We start from the raw sequence: 19,651 nt of genomic DNA, 5'->3' as shown, positions 1-19,651 counted from the left end.
AGCAGTGGTGGCTCAGGTCTGGGATTATCAAAAACAAAAAGAAATCCAGAAGAGCAAGGAATGATTCAGCTTTCATCTTAGGAAATAGGATAACAGATCACCATGAATACAGACTTCACATTTACTATCAAGAGCCTTAGCCTCGATGAGAACTATCGCCCTGCTGACAGCACGCGTATTACGACCAATTTTGCCAACCTAGCCAGAGGCGAAAGTCGACAACAAAACCTACGCAATGCACTACAGATGATTGATAACAATTTCAATGCATTAGCACATTGGGACAACCCGAACGGCGATCGTTATTCTGTAGAACTGGAAATCGTATCCGTTGATATGGATATTGATGCTGGCGGTGAGAGCTTCCCTTCGATTGAAGTACTAAAAACCTACATCGTCGACCGTAAAACCAATGAACGCATTGAAGGTATTGTAGGAAATAATTTTTCGTCTTATGTACGAGATTATGATTTCAGTGTACTTCTACTTGATCATAATAAAGACAAACCTCAATTTAGTATTCCGGACAATTTCGGTGAACTGCACGGCAAACTATTTAAGCACTTCGTCAGCTCAGAAACATATAAGCAAAACTTTAAAAAGCCACCAGTTATTTGTTTGAGTGTTTCGGATAACAAAACGTATCACCGAACTGAAAATCAACACCCGGTATTAGGTTTTGAGTACCAGCCGAATGAGTCATCTCTCACCGAGCAGTATTTCCAGAAAATGGGGCTACAAGTTCGTTACTTTATGCCGCCAAACAGTGTTGCACCTTTCGCATTTTATTTCTTTGGCGATTTACTCAACGATTACACCAACTTGGAGCTGATTAGTACGATCAGCACGATGGAAACGTTCCAAAAAATCTATCGCCCGGAAATCTATAACGCGAACGCTGCAGCAGGTACCTCTTATCAGCCAAGTTTGAAAAATAGTGATCATTCATTAACGCAAATTGTTTATGACCGCGAAGAGCGTAGCCGCCTAGCTATTGAGCAAGGGAAGTTTGCTGAAGAGCACTTCATCAAACCATACCAGACCGTTCTTGAACAGTGGTCCGCAAATTACGCTTAACAACTAACGAAAACAAAAAGCACTTATTATGAAAACACTATTACCAACTTCAACGGCGGGGAGCCTGCCAAAACCTTCTTGGCTAGCACAGCCCGAAACACTTTGGTCATCTTGGAAGCTACAAGGTGATGAGCTGACGGATGGTAAACACGATGCCCTACGCCTGTCATTGCAAGAACAACAGCATGCCGGTGTGGATATCGTCAGCGATGGTGAGCAAACACGTCAGCACTTCGTTACTACTTTTATTGAACACCTGAGCGGCGTGGATTTTGAAAACCGCCAAACGGTTAAGATACGAGATCGATACGACGCAAGCGTGCCAACTGTTGTTGGCCCCGTCAGTCGCCAAAAGCCTGTATTTGTTGAAGATGCGAAATTCTTACGCCAGCAAACTGATCAACCGATAAAATGGGCGCTACCTGGCCCAATGACGATGATTGACACGCTTTACGATGATCACTACAAAAGCCGCGAAAAGCTCGCATGGGAATTTGCCAAAATACTGAACCAAGAAGCCAAGGAGCTCGAAGCTGCTGGAGTGGATATTATCCAATTTGATGAGCCTGCCTTTAACGTTTTTTTCGATGATGTTAACGACTGGGGCATCGCATGCCTAGAAAGAGCCATCGAAGGTCTAAAGTGTGAGACGGCGGTCCATATCTGTTACGGCTACGGTATTAAGGCCAATACAGACTGGAAGAAAACGCTGGGCTCAGAGTGGAGACAATATGAAGAGGTCTTCCCTAAACTACAGCAATCCAACATCGACATTATCTCGCTGGAATGTCATAACTCTCGCGTACCAATTGAGCTACTGGAACTCATCCGAGGCAAAAAGGTCATGGTGGGCGCTATAGATGTTGCGACCAATGCTATCGAGACACCGGAAGAAGTCGCAGATACGTTACGAAAGGCGTTACAGTACGTCGACCCCGACAAACTTTACCCTTGTACCAACTGTGGTATGGCCCCTCTGCCCCGTGATGTATCACGCGGCAAGCTCAATGCCTTAGCAGCTGGCGCAGAGATAATCCGGAAAGAACTCGCTGGCGCGAGCTAGAAGCGGTAAGGACCGTTCTCAAATCACAAAATAAGGTGGCAATTGATGCCACCTTACGTCGTTGCTAAGCCGCTATTTTAGAGTGTTGGGGTCAATCCCAAGATCAATTATTGCCGAGAATTCTGAAAATACATTCTTAAAGTTGCTTTTCCATTGGAATACAATCCAAGCTAATACCTCTTGGAGAATGATAAGTTGAGAGACTATCTCCAACAAACCCACACGAGCGATAAAAAGGCGCGGCATTTAAAGTTGAATCCAACTTTAACGTTTGTAAACCATGTTGCTTAGCTAGCTCTTCCAGAAAAGCCAGCATTTGTTTCGCAGCCCCTCGCCCAAAGAAATCTGGTTCGACAAAAATAGCGTCAACCATACCTGTTTCGGTATTAAGTTTACCGCTTCCGATGACTTGACCATCTATTTCTGAAACATAAAAGGTACTGACAACATCTTGGGTAAATCCTTCGGATACCTTCCCTTGAGTCCATAGAGAGAGCTGCTCTTCAGAATAAGAGCCAGAACATTTTTCAACAATAGCTCGCTTACGGAGGTCAAAGATCACCTGTGTATCAGACTCAATCGCTTTTCTAATGGTTAACATCCACTCCTCCCTGCTGCCTTTCGTGTAATGCTGATTTAAGAGTTAAACAGAGCAACATTGCCCATACTCAAAAGCGTCAAGAGCTCTTCATACAACCCTCGTTAACTGTTCGAAACACCGACGATTGAAAAGTGATGACTTGCGATATTAAACCCTTCACGCAGATAAAACTTATGTGCAGGGAAACGTTGAACACCCGAATCTAGATGAATTTGCTCACAACCGTGTTCAATTGCGTACGACTTAAACCAATTGATTAGGAGTTTACCAACTCCACGTGAGCGAAATTGAGAGTTTGTTACTAAGTCTTCAATGTAGATATGCTTACCCCATGCAAGCTTTTCTCCCACACTAAATCCCGCGACAGCAAGTACCCCTTCAGGTGACTTCACATATACAACCTGATAGCCATTCAGTTGCTGTTTATCGATTTGTGCCGATAAGGAATCTAATTGGTAATTGGGGCGAAGTTGCATCAGCACCTCAAGCACTGATGTGTAATCGGCGTTTTTCTCTAGAAACTGGACTTCCATATTTTCTCCATCAAATCGGCTAGACATGTTAATAGCTAAGCAATATTCGTTATCTACACCCAACCATTGCACTACACCACTTTCAGTAGCTGTTTTTGCGAGCGATTAAGCCGCTACGATACCAAGGCTACTTAAGGCGTTCTTGCCATTTACCATTGTTTTCATGCTTGCACTTTTCTTCGGTGTCAAAACGAACATGTCGTCGTATATCTTTGAGGTTGATATCGATTGATGCCAGCTTCTTCTTGATAAGAAAGCACATGTCGTCGAGGTCGGCTTTGGCTAGGTTTGCATCAGTATCGTAAACACAAATCACCGACAGAGATCCGGGGAAAGCATCATAGTTCACTAGGTGTGTTAACCACATGAATCCTTCGGATTCCTCTTGTGCCACATCACATGCCTCGGTTAGGGCGATTCTAATGGCGTTATCTCGCTTCTTATCTGTCTTTCTCATTCTTACTTCTCATAAAATGCTTGCCGCTTTATTGAGCCGTGCTCAAAGCTGGTCCCATAACTAAACCGTAGCCTCAGGAAGACATCGAAACAGCTAACAGCAAGAACCACTCTGAAAGGCTTTGTTATTCTAGCTACTTGCAGAAAGTCTCAATATACAACGCTTCGACCTTATCTCTCGCCCACTGAGTGCGGCGCAAAAACTTTAAAGACGATTTAATGGAAGGATTGTTGTAGAAACAATTGATTTGGATTTCTGCATCTAACCCTTCCCATCCGTAGTGTTCTTGTAAACGTACAAGGATTTTTTCAAGGGTCAAACCGTGCAAGGGGTTATTGGGTTGTTCTTGGCTCATTTGTGGAAATTCCTGACTGCAAGTATCTAGGGCAGAGTCTACCAGATTAAGGCTAACTGTTTTTCAGTTTCCTACAATATAGGCTTCTGCCAGCTGCAATTCACTCTAAATGCTTATTCGCTGCACAATGTGCGTTAAATTCTCTCTTTGTTCAAAGAGGTGTGTTCGAATTCCCTTAACGATGCCAACCAATTCAGACATGCAGCGTATTTTAAGTACCCCATCCAAACACCCCATTGTTCCGCTTGGATCGTAGAAAATAGGTAACATACCAGCACTAATCGCGGCTTCTATTCCGACCAAGCTATCCTCGACCACAGCACAATTAGTTGGCTCAAAGCCCATGCTATTGGCAGCGTGCAGGAATAAGTCTGGCTCGGGCTTCCATTTACCAATGTCGTAGGCGCTAAAAATATTACGCTCAAAGTACTTGGCTAGTTGAGTGATCGACAGTGCAGTCTCAATTTTTTGGGTCGGCCCTGAGGATGCCACACACATTGGCAAGTCAATTTCGCCGAGAGTAGTATGGACACCGCAGCAAGGCTGTAACTCACTTAGAAAAAGGTCATTCACTCGTTGTCTGTACTTATAGACGAAGTCAGGCGGAAGCGTAACCAAATATTCCTGCTCTATCATTGATAAAATAGTGTCGAGTTTCATTCCTCGGAACCGAGACACCAAATACTCGGCGCTTAGCGATAGTCCGATAGCTTTTAGCTCACCCTCCATCGCTAAGTTGCACAGATACTCGCTATCAACCAACGTACCGTCACAATCGAAAATGATGCACTTAATCATATATCACTCTTAGTTACCTAATGCAGCGTAACGGTGTTAACCACGCGTCCACTTAACCAAGTTCATTGTGTCACAATCACAAAACTCAACCTAGGACTCAGAGTGCCGAATGTGGAATCACGCTAAAAGCGCTCGTTATATGAACTATCGCGTTGGTACTCTAACCAAGACTTAATGAGTAATGCCCTGTATTTAACGATTGAACGGCTTTGTTTCCTAATTCTTCCGAGCGATTGCAGAGCTACCCGTGGGTAGTAACGTTATTTTATTAAAATTGTTTTAGGCATACCAAGCTCGGTCATCTTGTTCAACGTTTTGACCATTGCGTATGCTTCACCTACTTGAGCGTTGTAACACCTTAAACTCAAAGAGTTACCCAATAGTTTTTTAAATCGATGCATCGCTGTCTCTGACAGCGAACGCTTGTGGTAGCCATACTTCTTTTTCCAATATTTGTTGGAGCCATATAGCTCCTGACACGCAACGGCAAGATTACGTGGGTGATACCTTTCCCAGTAAGCGGCATTAGTTCTGGGGGGGGGATAAGGGGTACCGCTTGTTTTACACGAATTGCGTTGTAACAATCTCGTGTGTCATAAGCACCGCCTGCCGATATTTCGATTATCTTTCGGTAGGTTTGCTTGAGTAATGTAGGAAGAACTTCAGCATCAGTGACATTGGATAGGCTCAACTCAGCCGCAACAATGTCATGGGTATCTGCATCAACTGCTAAGTGGAGTTTGCGCCACGTCCTGCGTTTGCCGTCAGTACCGTGTTTCTTAACTTTCCATTCTTTTAGCCCAGTAGCATCAATGGCCAAATGTTTGATGATGCCTCTCGTTTTAGCTCTAAAAGAGACATCAACGGACTTTGCTCGTTTGCTGATGCAAGTGTAGTGAGGGCAAACAAGTGGTACTTTAGCCAGCTGAAATACTGAGTTGATGAAACCTTGCAATGCCCTCAAGGGCATTGAGAATACGCGCTTCATCATCAATGCCGTCGTAATGGCGATATCACTAAATAACCGAGGTCTTCCTCGCTTAGGTTGCTTAGTTTGGTGATTCCATTGCTTGATTGCAGTCTCATCAATCCAGAATGTAAGAGAACCTCTATTGATAAGTGATTGATTGTATTGTGGCCAGTTTTTCGCTCTATACTTGGGCTTAGACATATTGTGAGCTAGGTAGTGGACTTCCCAGATCAGATCCCAGAGTTAACGTTTAGTTCCATTGAATTAGGAAACAAAGCCACCAAGGAGGTCTAAGTCACCGTGTGAATAGGGCTCGAGATCTCCCACAAATCCAGCATCAAGTTCTTCGAGTGTCAGACAATAGTTTTTGTGCTCTTCTCTAGCGATAATTAAATTAGCTTTTAAGTTTCCACCTGAGAAACCTTTACTACACCCGAGAAGTGCTCCATTGCTTTGGTTTATCAACCTAGAATTTTTCATATATTCATCGATTAAAATATCGACGCTGATACATTTCTCTTTCATACAACTACTTAGTAATGGGTGACTCATTCACCATTTGTACATAACGCCGCACTAAGGTGTGAGCGACACTTGGCTATACTTGAGCAAAGCGAAAACGCCAAGCGTTGCGAATCACTCTTAAATGCTTTGTTAGGCTAATTTTTCACGAGCATCATTAAACTTTTTAAAAGCCGTGCCGTCCGAGTAACCAGTGTCTAAGAAACCTTGATTGTTTAGTTGAAACCATAAAGATAATGCAGCATCTAGACCAAACTTGTTTTCTTCTGGATCAAGATTTTTCAAATACACTTCTGGAACTTCAGCTAGGTCTTCCGCATACCATCGAACACCATTAGGAAAATGGATTCCGTCTTGACCAAAGTTTAATAAAGATTCCCCACTAGCATAACGGTTGACCGTTGATGCATCTAGATATAACCCACGAACATAAACCTGATTTTTCCAACAGATCGCAACACTTGCAGCTATATAACCACGCGACTTCCAATAGGAGAATACCCAACCACTACAAAGGTAGTAACGAAAGTAAGGCTTATTATTAATATGGCCTAGAGTCTCTTGCAGAATGAGGACAGACTCTGTTCCTCGGTCGATTTTATCGACAGTGAGTAACACTCCATCAAGGTTATCACTTCCAGATTTTGCTATTAGTCCAGAGAGAAAATCACTAAATTTCTGCGGGTACTTATAAAAGTTGTAGGTTGAGTAAACCTCTTCTGATGAACCATCTAACCAACCTCGGTTTATACCGAAGAGATTACTTGTAGAAACGAGAATTTCGTTGTTTAGCTTTTCAAGAAGACGTTCGTCACTACTAACATCATGGAGTGTTAAACCATGCCCGATGACATTAGGAATTTGATTTCTATGGACTCCATGAGCTTCAAAAACGCTAACTAGACGAGTAGATAAAAGCTTCTGAGGTGTTTTGTCACTCTTTTTGAAAGGCTTAATAACCCTTTCCATTAAAGATACAAATGACTCAATTTCTCCGAATATCAACTGATCTTCTCCTTATTAGCCTAACGCTGCGTTAAGTGGTGAACAACGCGACCACCCAACCTAACCCATTGTGCCGTAAACACTAAAGTCGATTAAAAACAAAACTGCCAAGCGTTGTGAATCCGTCTTGAACGCTTTGTTAGGTGATTAGCTTAACATTGTCTTTATTTTCCCTCTGACTCTGGCAATAAACTCTCGAGCAGAGAGCGCTAGTTCCAACAGTTTTACTTTGCGAAGTTCTACCTGTATTTCATCTGAGAGTTCTTTGTTTTCTTGTAGGGAATCATGTCCTTCAGCGACTAAAAATATTAACTCGGGTGAATCTTTCACGAACGCTTCCAAAACTTCACAATATATTGCCAACCTAGTTTTATAGTAATCATTAAATAAGTAGTACAATACAGGGTTGATCAACAAAAACACCGTAGACATGAAAACAAACATATACGGGTTGATAGTTTTCAAAGGGTCAATGACCGGATTTAGTAACGCGAAAAAACAAAGAAGCACCGTGAACGCAGAGTACACGATCATAAGAAGGCAGTAGTTAGTCATCAGCTTAAAATCTGGGAGTAACGTTTCAAGTGCTTTAAACAAATTTGGGCTATTTAAGTCATGTTCCGGAGCTATATGAGACACAGTGTTCTCAAATTTCTTCCAAAACTGTTCTCTGGCGGAAGAATAATTTTTAATCCATAGTCCCGCAACTAGATTCAGACCAAATGCGAGCTGAAAAACAGTTGATGCATCTTTAAAATATACTGGTTCCATAAAAACTCCGTTCACCTAACGCCTTGTTAAGTAGCAGCTAACTGCCACCACACTCAAACAAGACCACTGTAATCACTAAACTCAAATCAAACCAAAATCGCCGACTGTTAGCTGTCTGCTTGAACAATTTGTTAGGTGTTTTTCACCAAAACTGCCACCATTTTTTGGGTTAGAAGACTCGATTACTTGTGAATTCTCAGGGTTTGGCGAGTCAGTTTCAGAATTTAACATCTCTGAAATCATAGCTTGAAAAGCTGGTGTACTAACTTGTTGTAATGTAACCAAAGCTTGCTTTACATTTGGTTCAATCGAATCTGTATTCAAGCCATTGGCCAAAGCCTCTTCCATACACCAACGTTCAAGTTTTGGTGTGTTAAAGGAGAGTCTGACACTATTTGAATTGTCGCGATCAACCCAAAAATAAATGGCTGGATAATCTCCTTTGGGCAATGAAGAAACTCCATTAAATTCACCAATATATGCGGGAACTGATTGCTCTTCTTTATTCATCCTATTGTGTAACAGTGGAAATAAATCTACGTGTTCCATTAATTTTTCCTTTTTATGACACCTAACGCCCTGTTAAGGTGTGAGCAATGCAATACCGAAGATCCCGCATACAACCTTAAACACTGAAACAAACGCATAGTAAAAATGCCACGCGTTGCGAGTCACTCTTAAACAGTTTGTTATAGCGCTTTGCCGTTTACAAGTGACCAATGATGAGGCATTAATTCTCGTATAGTTTTGAAAACCAATGCATTCTCTGGAGTCGTAATTGCCGCTTTGACATCCCCTCCCCAGTGGACAAGGCGCTCTTGGCAAACTCCGCATGGTGACAAGATTAGAAATTCATCGTTCTCGTTCTCACGACACAGGCATAATGAGTGGGTCACTCGCTCATTGAGTTTGTGAGCCTCTAAATACGCTCCCACTTCCATGCATAGTGAAAGAGCATCGTTTTTAGTATCAGGAGCTATGCTTGTTAATATTTTTCCTGACTCTGTTCTAACAGCCGCAGCACCACCCCAGCCAGAAGGATATCGCATATTTACTAGTTCTATTGCTGCTTGATAGAGCTCTTTTTCGATATTATCCATGATCATCCATATTCAATTTTATCGAGCGCTATAACGCCCTGTTAAGGTGTGAGCAACGCAATGCCGAAGTCACCGCATACCACCTTAAACACCTAAAGCAACGCATAGTAAAAATGCCAAGCGTTGCGAATCACTCTTAAACAGTTTGTTATGTGAATTTTAACCGTGTACCTCGATGCTATCTTTTGGGGCTTCTGAACGTATGTCCATGCCATAATCTCTGATGACACCCGCCACTCTGAGTCTGTAGCTTTCAAAAACACCACCACGACCTTTTGATTGAGCAAATCGGTGAGATTCTAGATTGCGCCACTCTTGAATTGCTTCTTCGTCACGCCAAAATGACAAAGATAGAACCTTACTGTCATTGGTTAGACTTTGGAAACGTTCGATTGAGATAAAACCATCAATACCTGATAGCAATGGTTTTAATTCACTTGCAATATCTAGATATTCAGCAGTCTTGCCCTCTGCTACATGTACTTCAAAAATTACTGCGATCATAACTCACCAGACTACGACTAATATATTCGAGCATTTTACCGAATTGGAGCTGCTGTAAATATGAGTTTTAGCAAGAAGTTAGAGGTTAGATTCTGTGATTTTTCGCCATTCACATAACGCCGCATTAAGTGGTGAGCAACGCACGACTACAGAACCTAAACCATTGTGCCGTCAACACTAAATTCAAAGCAAACCAAAAATGCCGAGCGTTGGGAATCCGTCTTAAATGCTTTGTTATGTATCATTTTCCAAAGCACGAATATGATTCTCAAGCCTTATTTTTTCAAATCCTGGGAGCTCAAGTTGAGTACAAAAGCTTTCACCTGAATTACCAATAATGGATACTGAGATAATAATTGGCGAAGACTTCCTAGTGTACTTTAGCCAACGGCGTATAGTTTTATCGACCGAACGTGAGTAGTCCAATTCTCTTCCTGACAATACTCGCTCAACAAAGTGACTACCAAACGGCAATCCAACGGTATTCAATGAAAACTGTATATTTCTGTTCTTCTTCAAGAAATTGGCATCAATCACCGCCGCATGAACATTTTCTCTAAACGGACCGAATGTATTTCCGTCCCAAAAAGGCCAATCATCGCGTCCAACCGAACAAGCTTCCTTGCTATAGATTAAATAATTTAACTTTGGTGTATGGGTTACCAACCTTCTCAGTTGGTGAGTACAAAATGATGGGAACTTTCTTATACTATACCGATCATTGCTTGAAGCTTTCGCTTCGTAAAACGCTACTCCAGATATTGGCTCAGAATTACTTGAAAACCTTCTCGTGATAACAAAAGCTATATCACCATGAAACTTTTCCGCATTACCTGTAAGTTTGTACGCTTCAAAGTCGAATGCACTATCAGAGAGTTCTTCCATGAGTCCTGGAACTTTATAGGTTGCCAAAATACGCCTAATACTTTCAATGATTTTGTAACTTATCAGGTTTTCGTTCCAATCTACATCTGGACAACCTCTGATAATGTCATCTGCTGACTCTTGAATGCGTTTTTCAATGCTATATGGAGTACTTCTAGGATCAAAGTCCTCCCTATCATCGACTTCTCTCTCCAATTCAATATCAAACTCTGAATAATCGATCTTTGCCATCAAGTTGCCTCATTGCAGATTTTCCATTGATACATAACGCCGCGTTAATGGGCAAGCAACGCTGCCACAAACTTAAACCATTGTGCCATAAACACAAAAACCAAACTGTGAGCCAAAACTGCCAAGCGTTGGTAGTCCGATTAAACGCTTGGTTATGGAAACCTAAGGCAACCACTACAATCACCGCAACGCTTGAGCGCTTTGCAACCACGAAAACCCCACAAGCCAGTATGCAGCAACCCGATGAAGTCCAAAGAAGAAACCTAACAACAACGATATGGCCAATTGATACAAAGAAGGGCCGCACCACTGGAGCCAAGATTCAGCTAATTGCCGCTGTACCATGTAACTTGGGATAAAAACGCAAACGGCAGATTAGCCATAGAGAAATACCCAAAGCGGCTTTTCACCAGAGATAAAAATTTGGTACCAAGTGAGGAAATAAGAGCTCACAGGAAACTCGCTACAAAAAGAGAACTAATAACCAAATAAGAACTAAATTTTGCTGCACCATAACGCCGCATTAAGGTGTGAGCAACGCTACCACAAAACTCAACCATGCCACCGTAAACACGAAGCACAACGATGGAATGAAAAATGCCAAGCGTTGGGAATCACTCTTAAATGCTTTGTTAAGCGTATTTATGCAACACGCACCAATTCATACGTGTCTTCACCCGATTCTGTTGCAATATACTCCAAAGCACATGAAACCAAACCATGTTCTACTGGGTTGCTAGCGAGAGGGTTATGAATAAAAACCCAATCATTTTGAGATGCTGGACGGTTGCAACAATCTGAATATGAAAACAAGATACCACTAATCCCTGAATATTTCGGGTCAATGAAATACTGAATGTCGATCTCGGTACCGGATGCTTTTTGTACTGTGGCAGAGAATTCAAAGCTAATAGTTGTCTCCCCAGTGCCTCTGTTCACTTTTAACACCTCACCACCAATCGGAAAAACTGTTCGTACTATTCTTGGAGGTTGAAAATCCGCTCTTGCACTTGGAATTTGGCAAGAATTGATAGCGATTACATATGGTTCATCTTTTCCGATAGTACCTTTTGCACAATACTTTGCGTACTTAGTAAACTTTTCTTGGATAGCTGAAGTGTAACGCAGTTTAATTTGATCTTCTGGGACTTTAGTTATACCACCGACCATTGGAGACGGAACTTCGTCGGCACCGCTTCCTGCTTTGGGGCAAATTGCCTCAAACCACAGGCGTTGCCCTTTGTCTGTTACACAGACGTCAGGTCCTGGTTTCGGACACGAAACATCTAAACCTTGTTTTAATAATTCGACTGTTAAATCCATTTCCCAAAACCTTGCATCAAAGTCGATTGCAAGTTCTTCTGAAAAGTTCACATCACTAAAGGGTTGAAACTGTTCCCATAGTGCTTCTGTTAATTCTTTCCCTGCAATTTCAGCCGGATTTGTACCATCACGAAGATTTTCGTATGAAGGATCTTCAACTTTTATATCTGTTCTAAATATGCTCATTATTTCTCCATACGCTTAACGCCCAATTAAGGGGTGAACAACGCTACCACCCACACCTAAAGCATTGTGCCATAAACACTAAATTTGAAGTAGAAGCAAAAATGCCGAGCGTTGTGAATCCCTCTTAAATTGCTTGTTATGAAGCTTTTTCTGACGAGACCTCATATTTTTTCCGAATAAGTTCGACGCCCTCAACGTAGTACTCTCCAGCACGTTCATAGTCTTGCTTAAGTGTATGACTATCTGGATTAGCAAGATGAATAAACTCATTAATTGCGATCCCATACATTGAAAACGAGGTAAAAATTTCATCTGAAATAAAAGGCTTTGATTTAAAGAGTATTTTTATAAAGTCAGACTGAACTGTAACTATTTGCTCTTGAGTTAGCTTAGTTGCTTGCATTGCATTGGCGGCTTCCACTGCTGCTTTTGATAACCCAAATTCACTTACAAGTAAGTCGTATTGTCGATATTGAGCGGCAGAATAGTGCAATACACCTGCTTTTTCAGCCAATTCACTCACTATTTTAACTTGGTTGTTAAACAATGTACGCTCTATTTCAAGCTCAGACTTTTTACTTTCAATATCATAGCCAAACCATACGACTGTCACGTATGCTGTTAATACCGCCGTAAAGCTTATTATAAACAGCTCTTTTAATATCGTTTTTATTGAAGGACTCATAATGTTTATCCGCCTTGCTTCATAACGCCGCATTAAGGTGTGAGCGACGTTTGGCTATACTTGAGCGAAGCGAAACTGCCAAGCGTTGCGAATCACTCTTAAATGCTTTGTTAGTTGCAATTTTACCAACTGCTATTTGTTCTCAACGTATACTTCCACACCACTTTGGTTTGATACGATTGATGAAGGATATACTGTATTCGGTATACCGATGACAATGTCCCGCTCATTACGCCATGAAATATCAATGACTTCATCGGAGTTATACACGGACTCATAGATAAGTTCATACTTAGTCACAATTACGTCCGGCTGAAGCCACACTTTCATTATATTGTCACTGTCTGGACACTGGGAGAACTGCGCATGGATTGCCCTCTTTCCCTCTGGGCTAAATACTTTATCGCTTTCTCCTGTTAAGCACCCGTCTGGACGCTCAACAACCGTGCGTTGCTTGCTGACTCCTAGACTAGCAGATACAGACAAATAAACAGTTGAAAGTCCGATAACAGCTAATATATGGATAACTAACAGATAAACTTTTTTCCACATTTTATATATTACCAATATCCTTACGTATTCGAATTTAGATGCAACTAACGCCTTGCTAAGGTGCGGCTAAACCACAAAACCTGAGCAAAGCCACCGTAATCCCAAAACTCAACCGAACCAAAAATGCCAAAGGTTAGCCGTCACTCTTAAGCAATTTGTTATGTGACGCTCTTTCTATTTATCTCTGCGAGGCATGCTTCTATGGCAGCCTTAAACAAGGCAAAACTAGTTAAAGCCATCAGACCCGTAAGTAAAACCCATAGTGAGAATTTTGTTGTTAATATCCAAAAAGTCCACCAAGAAAATAGCACAAATGATATAACTGACATGAACAACATTTCTTTTACTAGTTTCCAGTCTCGTTTAACGGGTGTGCTATCTTCATTCGATATTTCCGCAACATCAACCTTAGGATCTGGGTACAACCTCGAAAGTAACCTATCAATTCGAGCAGAGACATTACTGTAGTGTTTCGAGGTTTCTGAAAGTTGCTCTTGGACTCTAATATGATCCATAAGTTCTTTATGAGGATTTTGTTGAACCTCTTTAAACTTTGTTATTGCCATAATTAAACCTGCGAGCGATGCCGCTAGTTTAATGAAAACCTCTATTCCCATAACTTAACTCTTATTAATAATTCTGATGATTGGTAAAGTCACATAACGCCTTGTTAACGGGTGACAACGCTGTGCCACCCAACCTAAAATTATCGCCCTAAACACTGAAGCTCATTTTTATGAAAGTGGTCAAGCGTTAGGAGTCCCTGTTGAACAACTTGTTAGGTGCTTAGTCTCTGAAATTAAATAGTTTTGCTGTCCGTATCCATGGTTCAAGCTTTTCCCTTGAACCATTATTTATGTGCCAAAAAATAAACGTATAATCACACTCTTCCGTCAGTACAGCATTCAATTCAGGAATTATAAATTGAGAAAAGTTGGCACTTCCTCTGTTCATTGCTTCTTCATAAGTAGGCAATAAATTATCAATGTTGTCGACTAATTTTGCCTCTCTGCTATCCCAATTGACAACATACATTTCATACTGGCAATGAAGCAATTTCAGAAGGTGATTAAAGCGAGACCACTCAATTTCAGTCACTTCATCTAACTTGTAAAACTCATCTCTCCCAAGCCAACCTCTCCACAGGGAAATGAACTCTTTATGGAATTCTGATCTAATTTCATCTTCGTTGTTGTAGTACTCAGGAATCATGTTTTCCTCGATAAACACCTAACGCCGCATTAAGGTGTGAGCGACGCTTGGCTACACTTGAGCGAAGCGAAACTGCCAAGCGTTGCGAATCACTCTTAAATGCTTTGTTATACAGCGGGTTTTGTGTGGTTAAATTTTCGTATATACAAATTCTGCGATCTCTTTAGCTCGCTTGTCTACCTCCGGCTTACCCCATTCACGAGACTCAATGAAGTTCACGTCTAAAGGATAACCTGCCGCTTCAAGCAACGCTATTTTGTCGCTTGTGCCTTTATCTTTGAGCTTATGACCATTTGTACTAGCATCTGTTAAGAGTAAGTTTCCGATGCTACCAATGATTTCTGGGCTAACACCTTGTTTAGACCTAGATTCAGGAATTAGATGCTCTATCGTTAAATTTGAATGGTTAATATCCAAGCCATTGGCTTGGCTACCTAAAAGTTTACATAGCGAATACTTGATAATATTCTTCGATTTGGTTCTATTTGATAAGTAATTCAAGTCTAAAAATTTAACTTCAAACTCACTGTATGAAGGAAGCTTTTCACTAAGCTTTCTAGTGATGCTTGCCAACACTTTCTGCACAGAGTCGTTATCTTGAGCTAACGATAATTCAATTGAGTGTTGAGAGTACATTGTAGCGATACTCCCCGAAGACCTCTGTTGAGTGATAGCATTGAAAACAAAATGAAAATGCTCGATTTTCTTTAAAGTAGTTTTTAATTGTTTAAGTGACACTCTGCTATCAAAGTAGGCAACTAGCAGAGACAATACGAAAGACGACTGCTGTTTTACCTTAAAACTATTCAATGCCGTTAAAGAGAGCTGTACGTCATATTGTTCTCTTGTCCAATCAGAGCTCTCAGGACTTAACATCTTAGAATAGCTTACTGCGCTTTCACTCAAATCTTTTAACAACGATTTAGCGTTGTTTGAGTCCTTAGTTATGTGCTCTTTTATTAGTGAGAACAGTTTCTTATCTGTTGTATATTCGTGCTTAGAAATCCAGTAATGAAGTAAGAAAGTATCAATAACGCTGTTGTCTGAGATATCATCAAAGCGCTTAACTAATAGATTCCATGCCTCTTTTGGACTGTCCAGTGTAGAATGAGTATTTTTGATAGTTTTTAAAATCAGGTTTTTTACAAGATCGGAAGTCTTCAAATCTCGACCACGCGCATTGAGTGTCTCGAAAATTAGGTATGCATCGTCTTCGTTGTCTAACTGAATAAATACTAATTTAAGTGACAAAAACTTATCTCTTAACTCCTTTAGTTTAAGGACTGGGTCTTCATGCGCAAAAAACTCAAGTTGAGGGTTTTCCACTTGAGTAAAAGGTATATGTTGTTCGAGTTTTTTTGTCAGTAGTTCATACGCAAACTTTAGGTTTGATTCTTCAACACCGACTTCACAATCGATTTTGATTTCGGAGTTCAGATCGTTAAATGATTGTATATGATTCTGTAAATATGGAAATGAGGTTTCAGCGTTAAGAACAAACTCGTTAACGTAGTCATTATTGGGAGTTTCAATAAACTTGTGGATTCCTTTCGCTAGGTTTTCTTCGCCCAACTTTAAGAAAGCATCACGAATTACCGACAACACAATCGTTATTGTGGTCAATCGTTGCTGACCATCAACGATTCCAAAGTACGGTTTACGAGTTTGATAAACAACCATTGAACCAATGAAGTAGCTATCCGTTTTATCACCGATAATATCAGACCAAAAATTTTCCACTTCATCTTTACCCCACGAGTAAGGGCGTTGAAATCGAGGAATTTGAAAATAACCAGATGAGAAAATGTCCTGAACTTCTTTATCGTTGCTTCGATCTTCATTGACTATAACTCTTATAAAACAATAACTTTCCAAATATTAACACAACCATATGCATACAAAAAGCTGGAGCTGTATAACGCCCTGCTAAGGGGTGAGCAACGCAATACCGAAGCCACCGCACACCACCCTAATCACTATATTCAACGCATAGTAAAAATGCCACGCGTTGTGAATCCCTCTTGAGCAGTTTGTTATATGACTTTTCGCGCGATGATATGGCTTGACTTGCTTTCGTGACCCGACATAGTTGGATTGTCGACCAACGTAGAGCCCTCAATGTTAAAATCTTTTAGTAACCCTCCAAGCTCTGCTTTTGAACTATGCCACATCGATACGCCTGTACCTGAGACAAAACGCAAGCTTTGGTCTGAACAAAACTCAGCTAGGTAAATAATACCTTGAGGTTTGAGCACTCGATGTAGTTCTCTAAGCACATTATTACGAGAGCTTTGTTCGGGAATACAAGTTAGTACAGCACACAAGAATATCGAATCAAATTCACCATCTGAGAAAGGCAAAACCTCGGTTGATAGGTGCCGTAAATCAAGCTCTGGGCATTCACTCAAGCCTCGATTCACCATCTCTTTTGATGAATCAATACCAATGACTTCACGATAACCAAGTTCTAATATCTCCTTCGTCATACGCCCATATCCACACCCGAAGTCCAAAACCTTGGATTCAAAGGGGACAGCTGCGACAAAGTCATTGGCTGATATCTGCAAATTGAAGTTGACTAGATCTGCCACCGAATCCCACTCACTCATGGCTTCCTCCTTAAGTCATATAACGCCGCATTAAGGTGTGAGCGGCGCTTGGCTATACTTGAGCGAAGCGAAACTGCCAAGCGTTGCGAATCACTCTTAAATGCTTTGTTAGTTGGTGGACTCCAACGCATGTTGAAGACATTCAGCGCCTTTGCACCCTAGGTAAATATTTTTGCCATTAGACATCTTTAATTTCAAAGCCTTACCTATTGAGACATTGTATAACCAGCCATCTTTTAGCAAACGAACTCCAATGCCTTGATACCATTTCGTTTCATAAGACGAAATATCTACAATACTTGAAACTTCGACTTCCTTTCGAAGGAAGCCAAAACCAAAATACCAGCACACTTTATTACCACTTACCTCAACAGACATCGAGTAAAACAATGCACCGATTACAAGATTAACTGTCAACGCTATGAGCATACTGCCAATGTGATTCGATGTTAAAACTATAATTGCACTGAGAATAGAAAGGATGACTATCAGTATCTTGTTAACTTCCGTTTGTTTATACATTACTTTTTCGTCCCCTGTACTGAACCAACTAACGCCCTGTTAAGGGGTGAGCAACGCAATACCAAAGCCGCCGTATACCACCTTAATCACTAAAACCAACGCATAATAAAAATGCCACGCGTTGCGAATCCCTCTTGAACAGTTTGTTATAAATCAATTCGTTTTGGTTTCGACTATAGCTGATGGCGCTTGAAAGTAATCTTGATAGAAAGCAGAATTTCCCACTTTGATACCAGCAGTGAATACCGCAATAATAAAAACAGCTGCACCTAGCCAGTGTTTCACTTCCACATGTTTAACCAACCATAATAAAGTTACCTTCTCGGGATAAGCAACACCACTGCTTTCTTGCTGTACACCTGCTTCAAGTTCGCTCGCTGTTTTTATTGTTTTACCAAAAACAATAGCTTGATTAACTATACCTATCGCTTCATTAATGTTGTTAACAGCGTCTTGCTTGCTTCCTATCCTGTACGTAACTAAAGCAGCCGATTTAACTTGTTCAAATACACGTTCGTGCTTTTGGCTGAAGTGTAATAGTGGCTGCACTTCATCGCACCATGCTTCAAAATTTTCTATGCTGCCAAAGTTATAACCTCGGCGCTTTTGGTGCTTTTCTAATTCTTCAATAAATTCCACAAAACCTCCATGATTTATAACGCCAAATTAAGGTGTGAACAACGCCGCCACCTTAGCTAAAGCCATTGTGCAATAAACACTAAATTGGCTTGAAGTGAAAAACGACGCCAAGAATCAATGCTAATTGAGTGCGTTTGGATAATGAAAGCACATATAGAAATTCATATACAAAGTTCATTTTTACTTCCTAGCTGTATTGGCATATAACGCCGCATTAAGGTGTGAGCGACGTTTGGCTATATTTGAGCGAAGCGAAAACGCCAAGCGTTGCGAATCACTCTTAAATGCTTTGTTATATATTCATTCTTCTAGTTTACCGACCACCCATTGTGAACCTAAAGCAGAACGCCTTGCACAGGTACCTGGTTCCAGTGCCGTCAAATCATTAATGGTTGCATCCTCAGCCACTAGGTGCCCCACACCAATATGATGGGGGCGACCGCTTTCGACGCAACCGTCAATACCACACAGAAACTGCCAGTCTCCATCAAAATCTCTTACAGAAAAGAGCACTGGTCTAGTTTTCTCAAATACATGCGTGCACACAAACACGCCATAATCGTTTCTAAATTTCATAAAAGCCCTAGAATATATAACGCCGCGTTAATGGGCAGACAACGCTGCCACAAACTTAAACCATTGTGATATAAACACTAATGCCAAACTGTGAACCAAAACTGTCAAGCGTTGGCTGTCCGATTGAACGCTTGGTTATATGCGCACAATTTTAACAACCGAATTCTCTACCAAAGGAAATGAGCGAGCAAACTCGATAACTTCCAATTCAGACTCGTTAGGATGAGATGTAGTGGTGACATCAAATACTTGGCTACCATCTCCAACTGCCAATTCGTCTATTACATCTTCCCAAGTATTACAGTCTACACCTGTAATACAGATTAACCTTGCACCATCCGTCAATATTTTGAGGAGAAATTCATCAGAATCAGGACTGTAATTAGACTTAGCAACAAGTACTACTTTTTTATGTCCCATTTAAATAGATCCATATTAAGCATATAACGCCGCGTTAATGGGCAGGCAACGCCGT

Annotated in this window: 25 protein-coding genes and 1 pseudogene; 2 read left to right on the top strand and 24 right to left on the bottom strand. The window is 41.1% G+C overall.

Going from position 1 to position 19,651, the window contains the following annotated elements; genetic code table 11:
• Window positions 1–102 precede the first annotated feature (102 nt).
• Together VIC_RS19515 and VIC_RS19510 are read left to right on the top strand one after the other, a co-directional pair.
• On the top strand, window positions 103–1,077 hold the full coding sequence (locus tag VIC_RS19515) for a DUF1852 domain-containing protein (protein WP_006961963.1): 975 nt from the start codon (window positions 103–105) through the stop codon (window positions 1,075–1,077).
• A 28-nt stretch (window positions 1,078–1,105) separates the two neighbouring features.
• Window positions 1,106–2,140, top strand: a complete 1,035-nt coding sequence (locus VIC_RS19510) for a methionine synthase (protein WP_006961962.1) — start codon at window positions 1,106–1,108, stop codon at window positions 2,138–2,140.
• A 136-nt stretch (window positions 2,141–2,276) separates the two neighbouring features.
• Here the strand turns inward: VIC_RS19510 and VIC_RS19505 are convergent, their stop codons facing one another.
• The 24 genes and pseudogenes from VIC_RS19505 to VIC_RS19385 all read right to left on the bottom strand — a co-directional run bounded on the left by VIC_RS19505 (window position 2,277) and on the right by VIC_RS19385 (window position 19,596).
• Window positions 2,277–2,741, bottom strand: a complete 465-nt coding sequence (locus tag VIC_RS19505; RefSeq protein WP_006961961.1) for a GNAT family N-acetyltransferase — start codon at window positions 2,739–2,741, stop codon at window positions 2,277–2,279.
• A 101-nt stretch (window positions 2,742–2,842) separates the two neighbouring features.
• Window positions 2,843–3,274: a GNAT family N-acetyltransferase gene (locus VIC_RS19500; RefSeq protein WP_006961959.1), complete on the bottom strand. Its 432-nt coding sequence runs from the start codon at window positions 3,272–3,274 to the stop codon at window positions 2,843–2,845.
• Window positions 3,275–3,401: 127 nt separating this feature from the next.
• Entirely contained in the window at window positions 3,402–3,731 is a 330-nt protein-coding gene (locus tag VIC_RS19495; RefSeq protein WP_039952329.1) for a hypothetical protein, read from the bottom strand.
• Window positions 3,732–3,864: 133 nt separating this feature from the next.
• Window positions 3,865–4,086, bottom strand: a complete 222-nt coding sequence (locus VIC_RS19490; RefSeq protein WP_004400149.1) for a VF530 family protein — start codon at window positions 4,084–4,086, stop codon at window positions 3,865–3,867.
• Window positions 4,087–4,191: 105 nt separating this feature from the next.
• On the bottom strand, window positions 4,192–4,884 hold the full coding sequence (locus tag VIC_RS19485) for an HAD-IA family hydrolase (RefSeq protein WP_006961952.1): 693 nt from the start codon (window positions 4,882–4,884) through the stop codon (window positions 4,192–4,194).
• Window positions 4,885–5,144: 260 nt separating this feature from the next.
• Window positions 5,145–6,055, bottom strand: a pseudogene (locus tag VIC_RS19480) (IS5 family transposase).
• Between the two features lie 63 nt (window positions 6,056–6,118).
• Window positions 6,119–6,379, bottom strand: coding sequence for a hypothetical protein (locus VIC_RS19475; protein ID WP_006961946.1), 261 nt, complete (start codon window positions 6,377–6,379; stop codon window positions 6,119–6,121).
• 129 nt (window positions 6,380–6,508) lie between these two features.
• On the bottom strand, window positions 6,509–7,381 hold the full coding sequence (locus tag VIC_RS19470; RefSeq protein WP_006961945.1) for a hypothetical protein: 873 nt from the start codon (window positions 7,379–7,381) through the stop codon (window positions 6,509–6,511).
• Between the two features lie 147 nt (window positions 7,382–7,528).
• The gene (locus VIC_RS19465; protein WP_039952326.1) at window positions 7,529–8,152 is read right to left on the bottom strand and encodes a hypothetical protein; all 624 of its coding nucleotides are present in this window, start codon (window positions 8,150–8,152) and stop codon (window positions 7,529–7,531) included.
• Between the two features lie 81 nt (window positions 8,153–8,233).
• Window positions 8,234–8,701: a hypothetical protein gene (locus VIC_RS19460; protein WP_236612196.1), complete on the bottom strand. Its 468-nt coding sequence runs from the start codon at window positions 8,699–8,701 to the stop codon at window positions 8,234–8,236.
• Window positions 8,702–8,841: 140 nt separating this feature from the next.
• Window positions 8,842–9,252: a cytidine deaminase gene (locus tag VIC_RS19455; protein WP_025613414.1), complete on the bottom strand. Its 411-nt coding sequence runs from the start codon at window positions 9,250–9,252 to the stop codon at window positions 8,842–8,844.
• Window positions 9,253–9,411: 159 nt separating this feature from the next.
• On the bottom strand, window positions 9,412–9,756 hold the full coding sequence (locus VIC_RS19450; protein ID WP_006961941.1) for an antibiotic biosynthesis monooxygenase family protein: 345 nt from the start codon (window positions 9,754–9,756) through the stop codon (window positions 9,412–9,414).
• 234 nt (window positions 9,757–9,990) lie between these two features.
• Window positions 9,991–10,872, bottom strand: coding sequence for a hypothetical protein (locus VIC_RS19445; protein WP_006961938.1), 882 nt, complete (start codon window positions 10,870–10,872; stop codon window positions 9,991–9,993).
• 642 nt (window positions 10,873–11,514) lie between these two features.
• Window positions 11,515–12,381, bottom strand: coding sequence for a hypothetical protein (locus VIC_RS19435; protein WP_006961936.1), 867 nt, complete (start codon window positions 12,379–12,381; stop codon window positions 11,515–11,517).
• A gap of 136 nt (window positions 12,382–12,517) precedes the next feature.
• A complete protein-coding gene (locus VIC_RS19430) occupies window positions 12,518–13,066 on the bottom strand; it encodes a hypothetical protein (protein ID WP_080555953.1) in 549 nt (182 codons plus the stop codon).
• Window positions 13,067–13,198: 132 nt separating this feature from the next.
• Complete coding sequence (locus VIC_RS27085; protein ID WP_006961932.1) at window positions 13,199–13,396, bottom strand: hypothetical protein; 198 nt, start codon at window positions 13,394–13,396, stop codon at window positions 13,199–13,201.
• A 380-nt stretch (window positions 13,397–13,776) separates the two neighbouring features.
• Window positions 13,777–14,235 (bottom strand): hypothetical protein, encoded by a 459-nt coding sequence (locus VIC_RS19420; RefSeq protein WP_039952319.1) that lies wholly within the window; start codon window positions 14,233–14,235, stop codon window positions 13,777–13,779.
• Window positions 14,236–14,404: 169 nt separating this feature from the next.
• Window positions 14,405–14,830, bottom strand: a complete 426-nt coding sequence (locus VIC_RS19415) for a hypothetical protein (RefSeq protein ID WP_006961930.1) — start codon at window positions 14,828–14,830, stop codon at window positions 14,405–14,407.
• A gap of 129 nt (window positions 14,831–14,959) precedes the next feature.
• Window positions 14,960–16,705 (bottom strand): DUF262 domain-containing protein, encoded by a 1,746-nt coding sequence (locus VIC_RS19410; RefSeq protein ID WP_006961928.1) that lies wholly within the window; start codon window positions 16,703–16,705, stop codon window positions 14,960–14,962.
• A 158-nt stretch (window positions 16,706–16,863) separates the two neighbouring features.
• A complete protein-coding gene (locus VIC_RS19405) occupies window positions 16,864–17,439 on the bottom strand; it encodes a class I SAM-dependent methyltransferase (protein ID WP_039952316.1) in 576 nt (191 codons plus the stop codon).
• A 108-nt stretch (window positions 17,440–17,547) separates the two neighbouring features.
• A complete protein-coding gene (locus VIC_RS19400; RefSeq protein WP_039951603.1) occupies window positions 17,548–17,961 on the bottom strand; it encodes a hypothetical protein in 414 nt (137 codons plus the stop codon).
• A gap of 153 nt (window positions 17,962–18,114) precedes the next feature.
• Window positions 18,115–18,600, bottom strand: coding sequence for a hypothetical protein (locus tag VIC_RS19395; protein ID WP_006961925.1), 486 nt, complete (start codon window positions 18,598–18,600; stop codon window positions 18,115–18,117).
• A 300-nt stretch (window positions 18,601–18,900) separates the two neighbouring features.
• Complete coding sequence (locus VIC_RS19390; RefSeq protein ID WP_039952315.1) at window positions 18,901–19,176, bottom strand: hypothetical protein; 276 nt, start codon at window positions 19,174–19,176, stop codon at window positions 18,901–18,903.
• 135 nt (window positions 19,177–19,311) lie between these two features.
• Window positions 19,312–19,596 (bottom strand): hypothetical protein, encoded by a 285-nt coding sequence (locus tag VIC_RS19385; RefSeq protein WP_006961923.1) that lies wholly within the window; start codon window positions 19,594–19,596, stop codon window positions 19,312–19,314.
• Window positions 19,597–19,651: the final 55 nt, after the last annotated feature.

Source organism: Vibrio coralliilyticus ATCC BAA-450, from assembly GCF_000176135.1.
Taxonomy (GTDB): domain Bacteria; phylum Pseudomonadota; class Gammaproteobacteria; order Enterobacterales; family Vibrionaceae; genus Vibrio; species Vibrio coralliilyticus.
The sequence above is the reverse complement of the archived record's forward strand: the minus strand, read 5'-3'. Positions and strand labels throughout refer to the sequence as shown.